At 67.3% G+C, this 17025-nt stretch carries 23 protein-coding genes; 8 read left to right on the top strand and 15 right to left on the bottom strand.

Annotation, left to right across the window (positions count from 1 at the left end; all coding sequences use genetic code 11):
* Positions 1 to 27: 27 nt before the first annotated feature.
* The 3 genes from yfcF to LN047_RS21900 form a co-directional block, all read right to left on the bottom strand.
* Positions 28 to 660 carry a glutathione transferase gene (gene yfcF / locus LN047_RS21910; RefSeq protein WP_373980169.1) on the bottom strand — a complete coding sequence of 211 codons (633 nt, stop codon included), beginning with the start codon at positions 658 to 660 and terminating at the stop codon, positions 28 to 30.
* 103 nt (positions 661 to 763) lie between these two features.
* A complete protein-coding gene (locus LN047_RS21905) occupies positions 764 to 1093 on the bottom strand; it encodes a DHCW motif cupin fold protein (protein ID WP_056326667.1) in 330 nt (109 codons plus the stop codon).
* Positions 1094 to 1154: 61 nt separating this feature from the next.
* Entirely contained in the window at positions 1155 to 1640 is a 486-nt protein-coding gene (locus LN047_RS21900; protein WP_373980168.1) for a GNAT family N-acetyltransferase, read from the bottom strand.
* Between the two features lie 163 nt (positions 1641 to 1803).
* Between LN047_RS21900 and LN047_RS21895 the strand changes: the two genes are divergently transcribed.
* The 4 genes from LN047_RS21895 to LN047_RS21880 all read left to right on the top strand — a co-directional run bounded on the left by LN047_RS21895 (position 1804) and on the right by LN047_RS21880 (position 4200).
* On the top strand, positions 1804 to 2745 hold the full coding sequence (locus tag LN047_RS21895; RefSeq protein ID WP_223576541.1) for a DnaJ C-terminal domain-containing protein: 942 nt from the start codon (positions 1804 to 1806) through the stop codon (positions 2743 to 2745).
* A 2-nt stretch (positions 2746 to 2747) separates the two neighbouring features.
* The gene (locus LN047_RS21890; RefSeq protein ID WP_056326673.1) at positions 2748 to 3062 is read left to right on the top strand and encodes a chaperone modulator CbpM; all 315 of its coding nucleotides are present in this window, start codon (positions 2748 to 2750) and stop codon (positions 3060 to 3062) included.
* Positions 3063 to 3133: 71 nt separating this feature from the next.
* The gene (locus tag LN047_RS21885; protein ID WP_373980167.1) at positions 3134 to 3856 is read left to right on the top strand and encodes an AzlC family ABC transporter permease; all 723 of its coding nucleotides are present in this window, start codon (positions 3134 to 3136) and stop codon (positions 3854 to 3856) included.
* Positions 3853 to 4200 (top strand): AzlD domain-containing protein, encoded by a 348-nt coding sequence (locus LN047_RS21880; RefSeq protein WP_373980166.1) that lies wholly within the window; start codon positions 3853 to 3855, stop codon positions 4198 to 4200. The genes LN047_RS21885 and LN047_RS21880 overlap by 4 nt, the downstream gene beginning before the upstream one ends.
* 15 nt (positions 4201 to 4215) lie before the next feature.
* Here the strand turns inward: LN047_RS21880 and LN047_RS21875 are convergent, their stop codons facing one another.
* The 4 genes from LN047_RS21875 to LN047_RS21860 form a co-directional block, all read right to left on the bottom strand.
* Positions 4216 to 4872, bottom strand: coding sequence for a DsbA family protein (locus LN047_RS21875; RefSeq protein ID WP_373980165.1), 657 nt, complete (start codon positions 4870 to 4872; stop codon positions 4216 to 4218).
* 98 nt (positions 4873 to 4970) lie between these two features.
* A complete protein-coding gene (locus LN047_RS21870; RefSeq protein ID WP_373980164.1) occupies positions 4971 to 6446 on the bottom strand; it encodes an inorganic phosphate transporter in 1476 nt (491 codons plus the stop codon).
* An 83-nt stretch (positions 6447 to 6529) separates the two neighbouring features.
* Entirely contained in the window at positions 6530 to 6655 is a 126-nt protein-coding gene (locus LN047_RS21865) for a hypothetical protein (protein WP_255357224.1), read from the bottom strand.
* The gene (locus tag LN047_RS21860) at positions 6652 to 7776 is read right to left on the bottom strand and encodes a D-alanyl-lipoteichoic acid biosynthesis protein DltD (protein WP_373980163.1); all 1125 of its coding nucleotides are present in this window, start codon (positions 7774 to 7776) and stop codon (positions 6652 to 6654) included. Before LN047_RS21860 ends, LN047_RS21865 begins: the two co-directional genes overlap by 4 nt.
* A gap of 263 nt (positions 7777 to 8039) precedes the next feature.
* On the opposite strand from LN047_RS21860, the gene mog reads away from it, so the two are divergent.
* From mog to LN047_RS21845, 3 genes are all read left to right on the top strand, one after another.
* Entirely contained in the window at positions 8040 to 8672 is a 633-nt protein-coding gene (gene mog, locus LN047_RS21855) for a molybdopterin adenylyltransferase (protein ID WP_056326684.1), read from the top strand.
* Between the two features lie 97 nt (positions 8673 to 8769).
* Positions 8770 to 9108 (top strand): hypothetical protein, encoded by a 339-nt coding sequence (locus tag LN047_RS21850; protein ID WP_056326686.1) that lies wholly within the window; start codon positions 8770 to 8772, stop codon positions 9106 to 9108.
* 5 nt (positions 9109 to 9113) lie between these two features.
* The gene (locus LN047_RS21845) at positions 9114 to 9980 is read left to right on the top strand and encodes a peptidoglycan DD-metalloendopeptidase family protein (RefSeq protein ID WP_373980162.1); all 867 of its coding nucleotides are present in this window, start codon (positions 9114 to 9116) and stop codon (positions 9978 to 9980) included.
* A gap of 30 nt (positions 9981 to 10010) precedes the next feature.
* Here the strand turns inward: LN047_RS21845 and LN047_RS21840 are convergent, their stop codons facing one another.
* The 8 genes from LN047_RS21840 to LN047_RS21805 form a co-directional block, all read right to left on the bottom strand.
* Entirely contained in the window at positions 10011 to 10298 is a 288-nt protein-coding gene (locus LN047_RS21840; RefSeq protein ID WP_056326690.1) for a hypothetical protein, read from the bottom strand.
* A 160-nt stretch (positions 10299 to 10458) separates the two neighbouring features.
* The gene (gene infA / locus LN047_RS21835; protein WP_006221179.1) at positions 10459 to 10722 is read right to left on the bottom strand and encodes a translation initiation factor IF-1; all 264 of its coding nucleotides are present in this window, start codon (positions 10720 to 10722) and stop codon (positions 10459 to 10461) included.
* A gap of 14 nt (positions 10723 to 10736) precedes the next feature.
* Positions 10737 to 11087, bottom strand: coding sequence for a hypothetical protein (locus tag LN047_RS21830; protein WP_373980161.1), 351 nt, complete (start codon positions 11085 to 11087; stop codon positions 10737 to 10739).
* Between the two features lie 154 nt (positions 11088 to 11241).
* Positions 11242 to 11781, bottom strand: coding sequence for an SRPBCC family protein (locus tag LN047_RS21825; protein WP_373980160.1), 540 nt, complete (start codon positions 11779 to 11781; stop codon positions 11242 to 11244).
* Positions 11782 to 11817: 36 nt separating this feature from the next.
* The gene (locus tag LN047_RS21820; protein ID WP_373980159.1) at positions 11818 to 12270 is read right to left on the bottom strand and encodes a GFA family protein; all 453 of its coding nucleotides are present in this window, start codon (positions 12268 to 12270) and stop codon (positions 11818 to 11820) included.
* A gap of 153 nt (positions 12271 to 12423) precedes the next feature.
* Positions 12424 to 12939: a GAF domain-containing protein gene (locus LN047_RS21815; RefSeq protein ID WP_373980158.1), complete on the bottom strand. Its 516-nt coding sequence runs from the start codon at positions 12937 to 12939 to the stop codon at positions 12424 to 12426.
* On the bottom strand, positions 12936 to 13910 hold the full coding sequence (locus LN047_RS21810; RefSeq protein WP_373980157.1) for a Bug family tripartite tricarboxylate transporter substrate binding protein: 975 nt from the start codon (positions 13908 to 13910) through the stop codon (positions 12936 to 12938). Before LN047_RS21810 ends, LN047_RS21815 begins: the two co-directional genes overlap by 4 nt.
* A gap of 58 nt (positions 13911 to 13968) precedes the next feature.
* Positions 13969 to 15804 (bottom strand): gamma-glutamyltransferase family protein, encoded by a 1836-nt coding sequence (locus LN047_RS21805; protein WP_373980156.1) that lies wholly within the window; start codon positions 15802 to 15804, stop codon positions 13969 to 13971.
* Positions 15805 to 15915: 111 nt separating this feature from the next.
* Here LN047_RS21805 and LN047_RS21800 point away from each other — a divergent pair, with 111 nt between their 5' ends.
* The gene (locus LN047_RS21800; RefSeq protein WP_056326702.1) at positions 15916 to 16875 is read left to right on the top strand and encodes a LysR family transcriptional regulator; all 960 of its coding nucleotides are present in this window, start codon (positions 15916 to 15918) and stop codon (positions 16873 to 16875) included.
* Positions 16876 to 17025: the final 150 nt, after the last annotated feature.

The raw sequence follows: 17025 nt of genomic DNA, 5'->3' as shown, positions 1-17025 counted from the left end.
GAGCGCCGCCCTGGGGCAGGGATCAGTTCAACGCGCGGCGGCGTTGTGTTCCAGCCATTTCTGGACGGCGGGCCGCTGCCACTGCGCATCGGCGTAGGCGCGCAGCGTGTCGGGAAGGTCGTCGTGCGCAAGGCGCTTGAGCATGACCGCCAGATCGGTATCGGCGATGCACCACGCATCGAACAGCGTCGTCTGGTCAACGCCGATCAGGTGGTTGGCCACCTGGATCAGCTTGGAGGCGGCGGCATGGGCGGCGTCGGAAAGCGGCTGGCCTGTTTCGCCGTAGAACACGGTTTCGGTGGGGCGTTCCTGGCGCAGGGCGGCCAGGTCGCTGCGCAGCCAGGCCTGCAATTGGCGGGCGCGTGCGCGTTCGTGGATGCCGGACGGAAACAGGGCTGCGTGGCCGGGTGCGGGGAAGGCTTCGTCCAGGTATTCGGCGATGACGCTGGATTCGGTCAGGTTGAAGTCCGCATGCGTCAAGGCCGGCACCCGGGCCGTTAGCGCGCGGCACTGGAAGGGCTGCATGCGCTGTTCGCCGGCGCTCAGGTCGATGGGGCGCACTTCGAAAGGCAGCTGCTTTTCGGTCAGCGCCACGTAGACCGACATGGCGTACGGGCTGAGAAACAGGGAATCGACGTATAGCGTAATCGGGGCGCCCAAAGCTTGTCTCCGGTCAGGCGGGGTAACGAATGGTCAGGCTGCGCGCGGCGTCTGGTTTGCAAAGCGTAACGCAAGTGCAATACAGGCGTGTCGCGCGGGCGCGTCAGTCGACGATGAAGAGCTTGGCGCCGGTTGCGGTGGACGAGCGGTGCGGTTCGGCCTGATCGGCGACCTGATAGCTCATGCCGGGCGTCAGGACGAACTGGCGGCCGTCTTCCAGTTCGGTGTGCAGTTCGCCTTCCAGGCAGAACAGAATGTGGCCCTTGGTGCACCAGTGGTCGGCCAGGTAACCGGGGGTGTATTCCACCATGCGCACGCGCAGGTCGCCGAAATGGCGGGTCCGCCAGTAAGCCATGCCGGTGTCGCCGGCGTGTTCGGTGCGTTCCACTTCGGACCAGTCGGTGGTGCCGAAGGGGATGTTGCTCATCTTCATCGTGATTCCTGCAGGGTCGGTCCGCCCCCGAATCCGGGGCGAAAAACACATACTACGCCATTCAGGCGGCCAGCTTTTTCTGCCAGAACATGGCGCGGCCGGTCGCATCGTCCAGCGCGTAGCCCTCGAAGCCCAGCTTGCGGTAAAGGCCCTGGGCGACGGTGTTGCCCTCCAGCACTTCCAGCGTGATCTTGCAGCAATCCATCTGGCGGGCGCGGTCCTCAAGCGCCGCAAGCAGCGCCTTGCCCACGCCCTGGCCCTGAAACCGCGGCGACACCGCCAGGTCGTGCAGGTTCAGCAGCGGGCGGCAGGCAAAGGTGGAGAAGCCTTCCACGTAGATTGCGACGCCGGCGGCCTGGCCGTCGATGCGCGCCAGCAACGCGCGCACGGTCGGGCGGCGGGCAAGCTCGGGGATCAGGTTGGCCTGCGCATGGGCCGGCAAGGGCGTATTGCCGCCCATGGGACCGCTGGCGTATTCGTTCAGCATGGCCAGCACCTGGCGGCCGTGGTCAGTGTCGTTGAAGTCGGCGTCGATGATTTCCAGCACGATCGGTCCTTTGGGAGTAAGCCGCGCAAACCGACCATTATGCGCCTGGCCGCCAACTGCGCAATCGCATTGAAAAATCGGTCCATAACCCCTATCTTCTCGCTATTCAAGGCCGGATCCGGCTGTGCCGGACGCGGCCTCAACCCTCTACGTGAGCTGGAACATGGAGTTCAAGGACTACTACAGCATTCTTGGGGTGGAACAGGGCGCGTCCGACGACGACATCCGCAAGGCGTACCGCAAGCTCGCCCGCAAATATCACCCCGACGTCAGCAAGGAAAGCGACGCCGAAACCCGCATGCGCGACGTGAACGAAGCGTACGACGTGCTGCGCGACGCCGAAAAGCGCCAGGCCTATGACAATCTCGCGGCAGGCGTGTCGCCCGGCGGCGGCTTCCAGCCTCCGCCCGGCTGGGACGAAGGCTTCGAGTTCCACCGCGGCGCGGCGCCCGGCGACGAGGCGCAATTCAGCGAGTTCTTTTCGTCGCTGTTTGGCGGGCGGGGCGGCCGGCATGGCGCGCGGCAACAGGAATTCCGCGCGCGCGGCGAGGACCACCACGCCGCGATCGAGGTCGACCTGGAAGACGCGATCAAGGGCGCCACGCGCGACATCAGCCTGCGCTCCATGCAGATGGACGACCAGGGCCGCCCGCACATGCAAAGCCGCACGCTCAGCGTCAAGATTCCGGCAGGCGTGCGCGAAGGCCAGTACATCCGGCTGGCGGGGCAGGGCATGCCGGGCTACGGCGGCGGCGACAACGGCGACCTGTATCTGGAGGTGCGCTTCAAGCCGCATCCGCGCTACCGCGCCGAAGGGCGCGATCTCTACATGACGCTGCCGGTCGCGCCCTGGGAAGCCGCCCTGGGCGCCAGCGTCAAGGCGCCCACGCCGGGCGGCACGGTCGAAGTGTCCGTGCCGGCCGGTTCCGGCAACGGCCGCAAGTTGCGGCTGCGCGGACGCGGCATTCCGGGCGATCCGCCGGGCGACCTGTACCTGGTCCTTGACCTGGTGCTGCCGCCCGCCGACAGCGACGCCGCCAAGGCCGCCTACCGCAAGCTGCAGCAGGACCTGCCCTTCAACCCGCGCCGCAACCTGGGGGTCTGAGCATGAAAAAGATAGTGATCACCAGCGCCACCGTCGTGGGCAAGTCGCAGCCGCTCAGCGCCGACGACCTGGCCCGCGCCTGCGGCGCCGAAGTGGAATGGGTGGCTCAGCTGGTCGAGGTCGGCATCGTCAACGCCAGCGGCAGCGGCCCCTCGGAATGGCGCTTCTACAGCGTGGACCTGCAGCGCGCCCTGCACGCGCGCCGGCTGGAGCACGACTTTGGCGCTGGCCTGGACGCCGTGGCCCTCATTCTGGACCTGAGCCAGGAGGTGCGCCGGCTGAAGTCGCAACTGCGGGCATTGGGGGCGATGCCCTGAGCGCGCGGGCCACGCGATAGCGCGCGTGCGGCGCTAGGTAAAATGGGCGCCCGCCGCACTACGTAGAAGCAATGAGCGCCTTGGAGACTCCCCCCGACGCCGCGCGCGCCCCGTCCGGCAGCGCGCGCATCGATGGACTGAAATCGTGTCTGCCGGTCATGATCGGCTACTTTCCGGTGGCCGTGACCTTCGGTATTGCCGGCGTCGCGGCCGGCCTGACGCCGCTGCAGGTCGTCCTGATTTCCGTGCTGGTCTACGCCGGCGCCAGCCAATTCCTGTTGCTGGCCTCCATCAAGGCGGGAACGCCCTGGCTCTGGGTGGTGGCGCTGTGCTCGCTGCTGAACGCGCGGCACCTGCTCTACGGCCCGCTGCTGTCGCGCTTCCTGCCCGCAGCGCTGCGCGATCGCCTGAAGGTCGCATTCCTGCTGACCGACGAAGTCTTTGCCACCGCCTTCAATCGCCTGCAGGCCGTCGAACCCGGCGGCCGCCAGGGGTGGATGATTGCGCTGGGCGTGGGCGCATGGCTGACCTGGATCGCCGGCACGGCCGTGGGCGTGTACGCCGGCGATGGCCTGGAGAAACACTATCCGATGCTGTCGCAGGTCATGCGTTTTGCGCTGCCGGCGCTGTTCATGGCGCTGGTGTGCCAGAGCGCGCGGCGCGGCATGGGATGGCCCATCCTGGCCGCCGTGGGCGGGGCCGGGCTGATTGCCGCGCTGGGATACACCAGCCTTGCCATCCTGGCCGGCGCGGTCATCGGCTGCGCCGCCTATCGCATGAAGAGGGCCGCATGAACACCAATGGCTTGGAATTCTGGGGCGCCGTCATCGCGATGGCGGTCATCACGTACCTCACGCGCGCGCTGCCTTTCATGCTGTCCGAGCGCAGCCGGCTGCTGCGGCGGCTGTCCCGCGAAGGCTCGGCGCTGTCCGCGCTGGGTCCGTCGCTACTCGCGGGCATCGCGGCCGCCGTCATCGTGCCCGATCTGCTGGGCGCGGCAAACGAGGCGGCCCGCATCGCGCCGTACGTGGGCGGGCTGGCAGTCACCGGCGTTGCCGCGCGCCTGGTCAGCAATACGGGCGTCGCGGTGCTGCTTGGCATGGGCGGGTACGGGGTATTGCTGGCCTTGGCGGCCTAGCAAGCGCGCGAGGCGTCAGGCACCGCCCTGGATGCGCGTTTGCAGATGATCGCGCCATGCGTCGGGGCGGCCCAGATAGCGGCTGGGTTCGAGCAGTGTGAAAACGCCTTCGCGCTCCAGCGCCAGCGTCGGAAAACCCGTGCCGCCCACCTGCGCCAGCAATCGGCGGCTGGCGGCAATATGCGCGGCCGTCTCGTCGCCCTCGGCCTTGGCGTAGGCGGCGTCGAAGGCGCCGGCGTCCAGTCCGGTATCGGCAGCCAGCGTGCGCAGCACGGCGGGGTCGGCGATGCGCAGGCCTTGGACGTAATGCGCACGTTGGAGGCGGCGCAGCAGGTCCAGGCCGCGGCCGGCCAGGGTTTGCGCGGCCAGGATGGCGGTGGTGGGCGGTTCCGAATCGAACACGGCCCCGGTGTCGCGTAGCAGACCGTCGAAGTAGTCCTTGCCGAACGGCTGGCCCGTCAGGCCGGCGATGCGTTCGTCGTGCGGCATGACATAGCGGCGCAGGGCGTCGGTGACCGGCTGGCGGTTGCTGCCCGTCATCATGCCGCCGCCATGGGGCTCGATGTGAAGGCCCGCAATGCCGCGGGCGGCCTCCACCAGCGGCGCGGCGCCATAGCACCAGCCGCAAAGCGGATCGAAGATGTAATGCAGGGTGGGGGAAGCGGTAGTCATGGCGCCATCGTAGACGGCGCGGGGCGCGGGCGCATAGGCCTGCGCAGTACCCAGAGTGTTGCAGCGGCCGTGCAGATTGCCTGCACGGCCGTGTTTCATCAGCCGGTGAACTGCACGCCGATCCAGAAAAGGCCGGCGGCCAGCAGCATCGAGGCGGGCAGGGTCAGCACCCACGCCAGCAGAATGTTGCGCACGGTGTTGCCCTGCAGTCCGGACTTGTTGGCGATCATGGTGCCCGCCACGCCGGAGGACAGCACGTGGGTCGTCGACACCGGCAGGCTGAAGACGTTGGCCAGCCCGATGGCGCCCACGGCGGTCAGCTGCGCCGACATGCCTTGCGCGTACGTCATGCCTTGCTTGCCGATCTTTTCTCCCACGGTCAGCACCACGCGACGCCAGCCGACCATGGTGCCCGCGCCGAGCGCCAGCGCCACGGCCACGATTACCCACAGGGGCGCGTATTCGGTGGTGGCGGTCAGGTCCGCGCGCAGCCGTTGCAGGTCGGCGGCCTCGCGGGCGGGCAGCCCTTCCAGGCGGGCCACCTTCTTGGCGGTGTCGTCCAGGCACAGCAGGTAACGGCGCACGTCGATGCGCTTCTGCGCGGACAGGTCGGCGTAGTTGGACACGCCGTGCAGGTCTTTTTGCAGCGCCATGATGGTCGGCACGGTCAGCGTGGGATCGCAGCGGAAGTTGGCCGGCAGTTCTTCCTGCATATTGACGCGGCGCAGCGACAGGTAGTCGCCCAGCAGCGCCTCGTTGCGCTGGTAGAACACCAGCAGGTGATTGGCCGCGTCGCGCGTGCGTTCGATCTGGTAGGTGGTGCTGTGGGTGTCCAGCACGAAATTGGCCGGCACGATGCCGATCAGCACCAGCATGATGAGGCCGATGCCCTTCTGCCCGTCGTTCGAGCCGTGCACGAAGCTCACGCCCATGGCCGACAGGACCAGCACCAGGCGGTTCCAGAATGGCGGGTGCTTCTTGTTGTCGATGGCGCGGCGCTGTTCGGGCGTCTTGTGCATCTTGGACAGCGGCAGCCAGCGCTTGAGCGCCAGCAGCAGCAAGCCGGCCACGGCAAAGCCGGCGATGGGCGAGGCGACCAGCGACATGCCGATGTCGATGGCCTTGCCCCAGTTCACCCCTTCGCCCAGCGGCAGGTCGGTGATGAGCGCATTGGCCAGGCCCACGCCCAGGATCGAGCCGATCAGCGTGTGCGAGCTGGAGGCGGGAATGCCGAAGTACCAGGTGCCCAGGTTCCAGGCGATGGCCGCCGCCAGCATGGCGAACACCATCGCAAGCCCGCGGCCGGTATCGACATTGATCAGCAGTTCGACGGGCAGCAGATGGACGATGGCGTAGGCGACGCCCACGCCGCCCAGCAACACACCCAGGAAGTTGAAGATGCCGGACAGGACCACCGCCAGGTGGGGCGGCATGGCCTTGGTGTAGATGACGGTTGCCACGGCGTTCGCCGTGTCATGAAAGCCGTTGATGAATTCGAAGGCCAGGACGAATGTCAGGGCCAGCACAAGACTGAGGCCAACCCAAAGGTCTAGGCCGTGGAAGAGGTCGAACATGGGGGAGGGGGCGAGGTTCCGGCGAGAATGCCCCGATTATTGCAGATTTATGACCTGTCCCTGAATGAAGCGGCCCCCAAATCTTAGAACTTCGAATATTGGAATTCGATCTCCATGGGTTTGCCCAGATTGGCGGAGGTATCCGCCTGGATGACCATCACGGCCAGGATGCCGAGATACAGCAGGCAGAGCCAGAGTGTTCGTTTCATGGGCGGAATACCTCGGCGATCTTCTGATTGACGCGCAGCCACCCCAGCTCGCCCAGATGCTGCACGTCGCGCAACGTGCCCACCTCGAAGGGCGCGTCATACATATCCATGCAGGTCATCGCGTAAGTCTGGCACAGGCCCGCGACCTGACGCTGGATCGGGTCGAACCGGTTCAGGTCCTTGAAGACCATGGGGTGCAGGGGCTGCATGACGAACAGCGCATTGACCTCGTGCTGGCGCAGCAGCGCCATCAGCGCGGCCAGTTCGCGCAGTTCGTCGCGCCCGGTCAGGGGTTGCGGCTGGTAGGCGGTCTTGCCGCCGGCGGGGATGGTGCGCAAATACTTGTTGAAAAATTCGTCGCGCACGGCATAGCGGTTGTCCGTCATCAGCGCCTGTTCGGCGGCCTGGGCTTCGGCGGCCAGCGCGTCCCAATCCACGACGCGGGCCGCCATCGCCGGGCCCTCGCGCTCCGGTTCGGGGGCGGGCGCGGCGTACGCCGGCGCCCACAGGCCCGCCAGGCGTTGGCGGAACACATACGCCTGCTCGGCCGCCATCGACCAGTACACGCCCGCGTCCGCCTTGGCGTCCAGCCAGCGCATGACCTCGGTCCGGCCATCGGGCTGGCGCAGCAGGCGCGGCAACAACGGGTTGGCGTGTTCCTTGAATTCGTCCGGTCCCAGTCCGCCGTCGCCATCAAACCAGCCGGGCGACAACATCACCACCACGCGCGAGGCCGGCGACAGGTCGTCGGCCAGCGCCGCCAGCACGAACTGCATGCCCAGCGACTGAAAACCCGAATGACCATACGCCAGGACGGGCATCTGCAGTTCATCGGCCAGGAAGCGGTAGGGCACGAAGCGCAGGTCGTTGCTGGTGAGCTCCGACGAGCCCAGGATTACCAGCCGGTCGCCCGTGCGCAGCGCCTGGCTTAGCCGCGACAGGTTGCGCGTCTGCTCGTCCAGCGTATTGCCCAGGTTGGGAATGTATAGGCCCGGCGCGGCGGCCGGCACCGGTTCGGTCTTCAAGGCCAGCGTGTGCAGGGCCGCCCAGCCGGCCACGGCTGCGGCGGACAGGGCCAGCGCCGCGGCAAGCGCGTGCTGCCGGAGAGTGCGTGTGAACATGGAAAACCTGAAAATGCGCCGCGCCGCGATATTGGGCCGGGATTGTTAGCGGATGTTATCCAGCGTCCATGACGCGAACAAGCGCGGGAAACCCTGGGCGGCGGGCGGTTTCCCCTTTTTGCGACACTTGGCGCCGCCGACCCCGCCGCATGCCGCCTTAGAGAATGCGATAGCATCGATGTCGCGCGGCCGTCCGGCAAGCCACGGCGGCCGCGCTGCCTGCCGCCGCCGCGGCGCTTCATTGCCGGATTCCCCGCTACGCCATGACCCACATTGCCCGAATCGCCCGCAGCCATCCCGACGAACTCATCGTGGGCCTGGTGTCCGTTTCCGACCGCGCCTCCACCGGCGCCTATCAGGACCAAGGACTGCCCGCGCTGCGCGAGTGGCTGGGCGGGGCGCTGGCCTCGCCGTGGCAGGCGGTCGACCGGCTGATTCCCGACGAGCCGGCCCGCATCTCCGAGACCCTGATCGAACTGGTCGACGGCTGCGGCTGCGATCTCGTCCTGACGACCGGCGGCACCGGCCCGGCGCGGCGCGACGTCACGCCCGAGGCCACGCTGGCCGTCGGCACCAAGGAAATGCCTGGTTTTGGCGAACAGATGCGCCAGATCAGCCTGCGCTTCGTGCCCACGGCCATCCTGTCGCGGCAGGTGGCCGTCATCCGCGAAACGGACGGCCATGCCGCCCTGATCGTGAACCTTCCCGGCCAGCCCAAGTCCATACGCGAGACGCTGGAAGGCTTGAAGGGCGAGGACGGCGCGGTGCTGGTGCCCGGCATCTTCGCCGCCATCCCGTACTGCATCGACCTCATCGGCGGTCCCTACGCCGAGACGCGTCCCGAGGTCATCGCGGCCTTCCGCCCCAAGTCCGCCCGCCGCCCGCCGCAGGCGTGAAGCCTTGGCCGGGCGTTGCCGGGCCAAGGCGCCAAAAGACCGTGCGGTATAGTTGGCCGCCCCGATCAATCCCTACCGACCGAGAGTTTCCATCGTCATGAAGGCTCGTATCATCCTGTCCCTTACCGTTCTGGCTGCCCTGACCGCCTGCGCCAACGTCAAAGACGTCCGCGACCGCGAGCCCGTCTTTTACGGCTCGACCGCGCGCACCGCCCAGGACTACACGCAGTGCGTGGCGGACGCCTGGAAGGGGCTGGGCGTCAATTTCGAACAGAAGCCGGTGCGCAATGGTTACGAGCTCATCCTGCACGGCAGCCTGGGCGTCGAGGCCGTCATGACGACGACCCACTGGCAGGGCAAGACCGAGACCCGCCTGTCCACGCGCATCGCCCGCCGCGACCAGACCATCATCGAACCGGCCAACCTGTGCCTGTAAGCCCCATGTTCGAACGCCGCGACGTCCTGCGCGCCGGGCTGGCTGCGGCCAGCCTGTGCCTGGCCTGGCCCGCGCGGGCGCAGCAGGGCAGCTACATCAGCCGCAAGCTCGACGCCCGCGTGCCGGGCGGGGTGGCCGTCCTGACGCTGGGCGACGCGGCCAGCGCGCCCGAGGTCACCTACCAGGACCGGCGCGTGCTGGTGGTGCGGGAACAGGGCAAGCAGTGGATCGCCGTGGTCGGGATCCCGCTCAGCGTGAAGCCTGGCCAGGAGCACGTCCAGGTCAAGGATGCCGCAGGCACGCGCCAGGTGGCCTTCTCGGTGGGGGCCAAGGATTACGTCGCCCAGCACATCACGCTCAAGAACCGGCGCCAGGTGGATCCGAACCCGGACGATCTCAAGCGCATCGAACGCGAGCTGGCCGAGCAGATCGAGGCCTACCGCGTCTATCGCGCCGGCGTCACGCCCAGCAACCTGATCCTGGACCGGCCCGTCAACGGCGGACGCCTGTCCAGCCCGTTCGGCCTGCGCCGCTTCTTCAACGGCCAGGAACGCAATCCCCATTCAGGCCTGGATTTCGCCGTGCCGGCCGGAACGCCCATCAAGGCGCCGGCTGCCGGGGTGGTGGTGCTGGTGGGGGATTACTTCTTCAATGGCAAGACGGTGTTCCTGGACCATGGCCAGGGATTGATCAGCATGTTCTGCCATATGTCGGCCGTCGATGTGAAAGTCGGCGACGAGGTGCCGCGCGGCGGCGTGGTGGGCAAGGTGGGTGCGACCGGGCGGGCGACGGGCCCGCACCTGCACTGGAACGTCAGCCTGAACGATGCGCGCATCGATCCGGCGATCTTCATTGGGGCGTTCAAGCCCTGACGAACGGCGGGGATCGGGGGCGGGCCGGGTTCAGGCCTGCTCTGCCGCCAGCGCGATGCGCTTGAGCACGTATTGGTGCATGCGCTCGGCGTATTCCATCTGCTGCTGCACGCTGCGTTGGCCGGCTTCCTGGTCGTCCAGGCAGTTGTCGTATTTGGTCTTGGCTTCGGCGTAGGTCAGGCCGGTGTTGCGCAGGCTGTTGATGAAGGCCTCGCGCGACTGGCGCAGCAGGCGCAGGCCTTCCTCGCCCTTCGCGAATCTTCTTCGCGCCAGGGCAAGCTGGTCTGCGGCGGCTTGCAATTCTTCTTTCAGGTCCATCGTGCTTCGTGCGTATCCGGCCTGGCGTTGCGCCAGGCGAGGGAGCGCCATTCTTTCATGAACGGGCGTTCCACGCATTACGGCAGGACGCGAATCGGGCTTTAGGATTCGCGAAAAGTGGGTGCCGGGCGCCGGCATGAAGCCGGCCCGGGCGGCCGGCTTAGCGGCGGTATTGCTGGGGACGATGCGGGGCGGGAGCGCGTTCGTCCTTGTGGCGGAAGTTGATCCGGCCCTTGGTCAGGTCGTACGGGGACATTTCCAGGGTGACGCGATCGCCCGCGAGGATGCGGATGCGGTGCTTGCGGATACGGCCGGATGCGTAGGCGCCGACTTCGATGCCGTTGTCCAGTTTGACGCGGTAGCGGCTATCGGGCAGCACTTCGTCAACGATGCCATCCAATTCGATGAGTTCTTCTTTAGCCATGCTCTACTCCTTGATCAAAACGCGCAGCCATGCCGGCGGCATGAGGCGCCGCGCAAGGCGGCAAGCGCGTCGGACTCGGATAAACCGGTCCAGCGGTTTGAACGCAAAAAAACGTTCGGGCAAGCGTGGGTATGGGCCACGGCATCCGAAGGGATGTCTGAAATGGCGGATACTCGCGCCCTGAGGTAAGTGCGCGCGGTGCGCGCCGGGGTCGCGGCGTGGGTGCTGCGGGCACCTGGCCGGAAGAAGCGGGGTTGCAGCGGTTGCGGCAACGCCTGGCGCCACGAGGACTGCAGCAGCGTGCTGGGCAGTGACGGGGGGCGCCCAATAAAAAACCGGATCTCGTTCGCGTCGCTGACGTTCATTCAGTAGCGCCCTTTGGTGGGCGCTACAAGTTGGCACGCAGGATGACCGAAGTCCGGTTTTTGCGGAAAAATCACGCTCTTATGTTACTGCAAAGCGGGCGGTTTAGCCAGCTTTTATGCCAGATCGGGCCGTGATAGTTGCGCTTGAACGACTCTAACGCCGGGGGATGCGGCGCTGGTATTCGGCCTCCCAGGCGGCATTGGCCGACCAGAACGGGCCCGGATCGCGGCCGGCCAGCCGGGCCGCGAGCACGTTCAGATGCGTGTGCCAGCCGCCCGCCACGTCGACCATGTCGTCCCGGGTGGCAAGTTTGCGGTGGGTGAGGACGAGCAGGGCGGAATCTGCGTTGGGGGACAGTTCGAACATCACCTCGGATGGCGCGCCCGCCGATCCGCCCCAGGTGTAACTCAAGAGGTGCGGCGGTTCGCACCGGGTGATGAGGCCTTGCGTGGTGAGGCCTTCTTCGTAGGGCTTGTAGGCCTCGGGCGTCGGTTCGCGCACGGAGGACAGGTCGGCATGCAGGAACCGCAGCGTGACGCCGCCCCCTTCCATCAGGTCCATGTCGCCTGAAGCCAGCCATTGGCCGCGCTTGTCGGATTCCGTCAGCCAGGCCCACACCTCGTCCACGCTGGCCGGCAGCGTGCGCGTGAAACGCAGGGTGGTGGGGTCCAGTACGACGCCAAAGTCGCTCATATCAGTCTCCTGTGAAGTCCGGAGCCGGACGTGGGTTCATCTTCCGTGTGAAATGGTCAGTGGCGGCGCCTGCGGATCGTGCTCGGGCGCGTCGTCCATGGCGCCGGGATGCTGGGGCAGCGCATCCGTGATGTCGTACCACGGCGCCTTGCTCGCGACATGGTAATGCGCCTTGGGCTTGACGCCCGGATCGTCGTCCAGCGGGCCCAGCGGCAGGCCGTAGACGTCGGGCGTCTGGTCAAAGCGGCTGAGCAGGGGCGTGCCGCAGGCCTCGCAGAAGCCCCGGTAGTTGCCGGGCGACGAGGCGTACCAGGTCACGTGGTCTTCCCCCTGGGTCCAGGCAAAATCCTTGGACTGGACCGTTGCGCGGCTGCGGAAGGCCGCGCCATGCGTCTTGCGGCACATCACGCAATGGCAGTTCAGGGCATCGGTGAGCGGACCGTTGATCTCGTAGGCGACACGGCCGCAGAGGCAGGAACCTTTGATCATGATGAGCGCCAGGCAGGTTGGGGGAATAACCCCAATATACCCGCGGCGACGGGCGTCGGCTCCCGCTTTTGAGCCGGATGTCTTTCAGATCGTTGCTGCGTCAGGGTTTCCGCCGGATGCCGGGCAACGCGCGGCATCCGGTCCAGGCAGCGGTCAGGAGGCGGGCTGTGCCGCCTGCAGCGCGTGGAATGCGGGCAGGGCCAGGAGGGCCGCCAGCCGTGCCGCGTCGATGTCCGCCTGCGTCACCGCGGCGCGCGGCATCAGGAAGTTGACGGTGCCCAGGCACGTGCCGTCATAGACGACCGGCACGTTGATGACGGATTTCAAGCCCAGTTCGCGGATGGCGTCGTGGTCGTTGAAGAACTCGCGGATGGCGTCCTCTCCCTGGCCGACGAACACCTGCTGCTCCAGCAGGACGTGCCGGCCCCAGGCCGTGCCGGTCTTGTCCTTGCTCCCGCCCGGCGGGTAGGCCTGCGGGTTCGAGCTATACAGCCGCACCACGCGCATGGCGCTGGCGTCGTAACGATTCACGGTGCACAGCGTGTGCGCGAGGGCGAGGCCGGCGTAGGCATCGATGGCCTGAAAGGCCGCCTGCGCATTGCCCTGCGCGTACGCCTGGCCGATGGCTTGCACGCCCGTGGCGGCCGAGCTGAGGGCGTGGTCCGTCATTCCGCGGTGATGCCCAGTTCTTTGATCAACTTGCCGTACTTGTCGGCGTCGCGCGCCAGGATCTGGCCGAACTGCTCGGGCGTGGTGTCGGTCAGCAGCACGCCCATGTCGCCCATCTTCTTGATGACATCGGGCCGCTTCAGAATCACGTTGATCTCGCGGTTCAGCCGGGCCGTCAGTTCGGGCGGCATGCCGGCCGGGCCAAATGCGCCGTACCAGACCGCCAATTCATAGCCGGGCAGCGTTTCGGCTACGGTGGGCACATCGGGCAGCAGCGGCGAGCGCTTTTCTTCCGTGACGGCCAGCAGCTTGAGCTTGCCCGACTGCACGTGCGGCAGCGTCTGCGTGCCGGCGCTGAAGAGCACCTGCGTGCGCCCGGCCACGGTGTCCAGCACCGCAGGCGCGCCGCCGCGGTAGGGGATGTGCATCATCTTCACGCCGGCGGCCTTCTCGAACAGGACGGCGCTCAGGTGGTTGGTCGAGCCCTGACCCGCCGAGGCATAAGCCACGTTGTCGGGATTGGCCTTCACGTAGGCGATGAATTCCTTCAGGTTCGAGGCCGGCACCGACGGATGCACCACCATCGTGTTGGTCACGAGGGCCAGTTCGGCGATCGGCGTGAAGTCCTTCACGCCGTCGAACGGCATGTTGGAATAGAGCGCCTGGTTCATCGTGTGGGTGCTCATCGAGCCCACCAGCAGCGTGTAGCCGTCCGGCTTGGCGCGCGCCACGAACGCCGTGCCGATGTTGCCGGACGCGCCCGAACGGTTTTCCACGATCACGGGCTGGCCCAGCGATTGCGTCAGTCCTTCGGACAACACGCGCGCCAGGATGTCCGTGGAGCCGCCGGCCGCCCACGGCACGACCAGCGTGATGGGCTTTTCGGGCCACGCGGCCTGCGAAAGCGCGGGCGCGGCCATCGCCAGTCCCAGCGCGAACGTGCGCAGCAGTCGTTTGAGTTGCAGTGTCATGGTGTTTACCCCTTGCGTAGTGTCCGGCTTCTGAGAGCCGGTCGAAAGAAAAAGTGATTTAGCGGCCGACGGCGTATCCCTGCATGCCACGGGGATTGGCGGCGGCGCGCAGCAGCAGGCGTCCGCCAGCGGCGGGTTCGCGCGTGCAGGCGCTGATGCGGCCTTCGGACCAGTCCGGTCCTACCTTGACGTCGTGACCGGCCTCGCGCAGCGCATCCAGCGTGGCCGCGGGCATGCGCGACTCCACCGTCAGCCGGTTCAGCGTCAGCGCGCGCGGCCAGAACGAGCCTGGAAAGTGATCGATATGCCAGGACGGCGCCTCGATCGCCGCCTGCAGGTTCATGCCCATGGCGTGACGCAGGAAGAACGCGACGGTCCATTGGTCCTGCTGGTCGCCGCCCGGCGTGCCGAACGCCATGTAAGGCTGACCGTCGCGCAGCGCAAGGCCGGGCGACAGCGTGGTGCAGGGGCGCTTGCCCGGCTGCAGCTGGCCCGGCACGCCATCGTCCAGCCAGGTCATCTGCAGGCGCGTCGTGAGCGAAAAGCCCAGCGCAGGTACCACGGGACTTGACGACAGCCAGCCGCCCGACGGCGTGGCGGCCACCATGTTGCCGTCGCGGTCGATGACGTCGATCTGGCAGGTGTCGCCCACGAACAGTTCGCGCGAGGCCCATTCGTCGACGGGCGGCAACGCCGCGAAGGTCGGTTCGCCCACGCCGTAGCGCGTGTCCGAGGCGGCCAGGGTGCGGATGGCGGCGTCCAGGTCGGGCAGGCGCGGCGGCAAGCCCCCCGGACTGCCGGGTTGCAGCGCGGCCGACGCGCGATCGCCGATGCCGGCGGCGCGCGCTCGGGCATAGTCGTCGCTCAGCAGCGCCGCCAGCGGCACCTGCGCGTGATCGGGATCGCCATACCAGGCGGTGCGGTCGGCGAACGCTAGCTTGGCGGCTTCGGCCACACGGTGCACGAATTGCGGCGACAGCGGGTCCAGCTTGTCCACGTCAAGGTGGCGCAGCAGCGCCAGCTGTTGCAGATGCACCGGGCCTTGCGACCAGACGCCGCATTTGGCCACCGTGTAGCGGCCATATTGCGTGGTCAGCGGTTCGTCGTAGGTGGCGCGCCAATCGGCCAGGTCGGCTTTGCGCAGCAGCCCGCGGTTGCGCTGGCCGGTGGTGTCCAGCGTGGCCTCGTTGGTATAGAAACTGTCGATCGCATCGGCGACGAATCCCCGGTACCACACGTCCAGCGCCGCATCGATGCGGCCGCGCCGGTCGGTGCTGGCGGCGTGGGCTTCGTCCAGGATGCGGGTGTAGGTGGCCGCGATGGCCGGCGTGCGGAACAGCGCGTCGGGGGCGGGCACGCGGCCGCCGGGCAGCCAGACCTCGCCCGAGCTTTTCCATTCGTCGCGAAACAGCGCCTGCACGGCCAGGATCGCCTGCGAGATCCGCGGGACCAGCGGAAAGCCGTCGCGCGCATAGTCGATGGCTGGCCGCAGCACGTCCGCCAGCTCCCATGTGCCGTAATCGCGCAGCAGCGTCAGCCAGGCGCCGAACGCGCCCGGCACCGTGGCGGGCAGCAGGCCGATTCCGGGCACGAGGTCCACGCCCAGCTCGCGGAAATAGGCGGGGGTCGCCAGCGCGGGCGCCGGGCCTTGGCCGCACAGCGCGCGCATGCGCTTTTCGCGTTCGCTCCAGATCAGGATGGGGACTTCACCGCCCGGCCCGTTCAGGTGCGGCTCGACGATCTGCAGCACGAATCCGCCGGCCACGGCCGCGTCGTACGCGTTGCCCCCGCGCTCCAGCACGCTCATGGCCACTTGCGAGGCCAGCCAGTGCGTGGACGAAACCACGCCGTACGTGCCGCGTATTTCAGGTCGGGTGGTGAAGGACGGATTCATCGCGGGATACCGGGAGGGCAGGAAATGATGCGTGCAGTATAGGACTCAGAAATAACTGGTTTTATCTTTATGGGCATAATTGCATAACCAAATGGTTATCTGGAAAACGCCATGAGCCGCGACGCCGTCCGACTTGCCAACCGCCTGAAGCACCGGCACCTGATGCTGCTGGTCAATATCGACCGCCATAAATCGCTGACGCGGGTCGCCGCGCAGACCGGCATCAGCCAGCCCGCGGTCACCAAGTCCCTGGCCGAGCTGGAGGACATCTTCGGCGCGCCCCTGTTCCTGCGCACGGGCAGCGGCCTGCAGCCCACCCAGCTGGGCAATCTAGCGCTGGTGCGGGCGCGTCACATGCTCAGCGATCTGGACCTGTGGGAGCGCGAAGTCGAGGCCTTGCAGGCCGGGCGCTCCGCGCACCTGCACGTGGGCGTGGTCCCGTACGTGTCCAGCGCCTTGCTCACCGCCGCCATCAGCCAATTGCACCAGCGCCACGGCGTGACGCTGAGCCTGCACCGCGCCACGACCGATCATCTGGTGCCGATGCTGCGCCAGCACGAGCTGGACTGCATCATCAGCCGCGCCACGTCCACGGTGATGCACGAAGACCTGATTCATCGCGTGCTGTACCGCCAACGGCCCCGCCTGGTCGCGCACGGCCGGCTGGCCCAGCGGCTGGCGCGGCGCAAGCCCGACTGGGCCGCGGTGGCGGCGCTGGACTGGGTGCTGCCGGCGGCCAATACGCCCACGCGGCAACTGATCGTCGAACACTTCATCCGTGCCGGGCTGCAGCCGCCGTCGCCCGTGCTGGAGGCCTATTCGACGGATGTGATCGAGGGCATCCTGTCGCAGAACGAATCGTCGATTTCGGTGGTGCCCGAAGACATCGCGCGCGAACTTTGCCAGCGGGGCAGGCTGGGCATGGTGCCGTGGGATTTCGGCTGGGAGCTGCCGCCGATCAACCTGATCCGGAGGAAGCGCGAACAGGCGTTGACGGCCGAGTCGCAGTTTTCGGACATTTTGCTGGACCTCTGCGCAAACGCGGCAGCACCCGTGCCCGCGCAAGCCTGACCTGCACGAGCGGCGTAAGCCTGTCTGGCAAGACATGCACATGTCCTAGGCGCAAAAACGTCGCTTCCCGCCACAGACGAAGTAGCCGGCATCTGGTTAAATGGCTGAAAGGCCACACGGCCCCGGGCAAGCCGCTGCCTTTTGCCGCTT

The sequence above is a fragment of the Achromobacter sp. JD417 genome (assembly GCF_041879325.1).
GTDB lineage: Bacteria > Pseudomonadota > Gammaproteobacteria > Burkholderiales > Burkholderiaceae_B > Achromobacter > Achromobacter mucicolens.
This window is presented reverse-complemented; position numbering and strand designations above follow the sequence as displayed.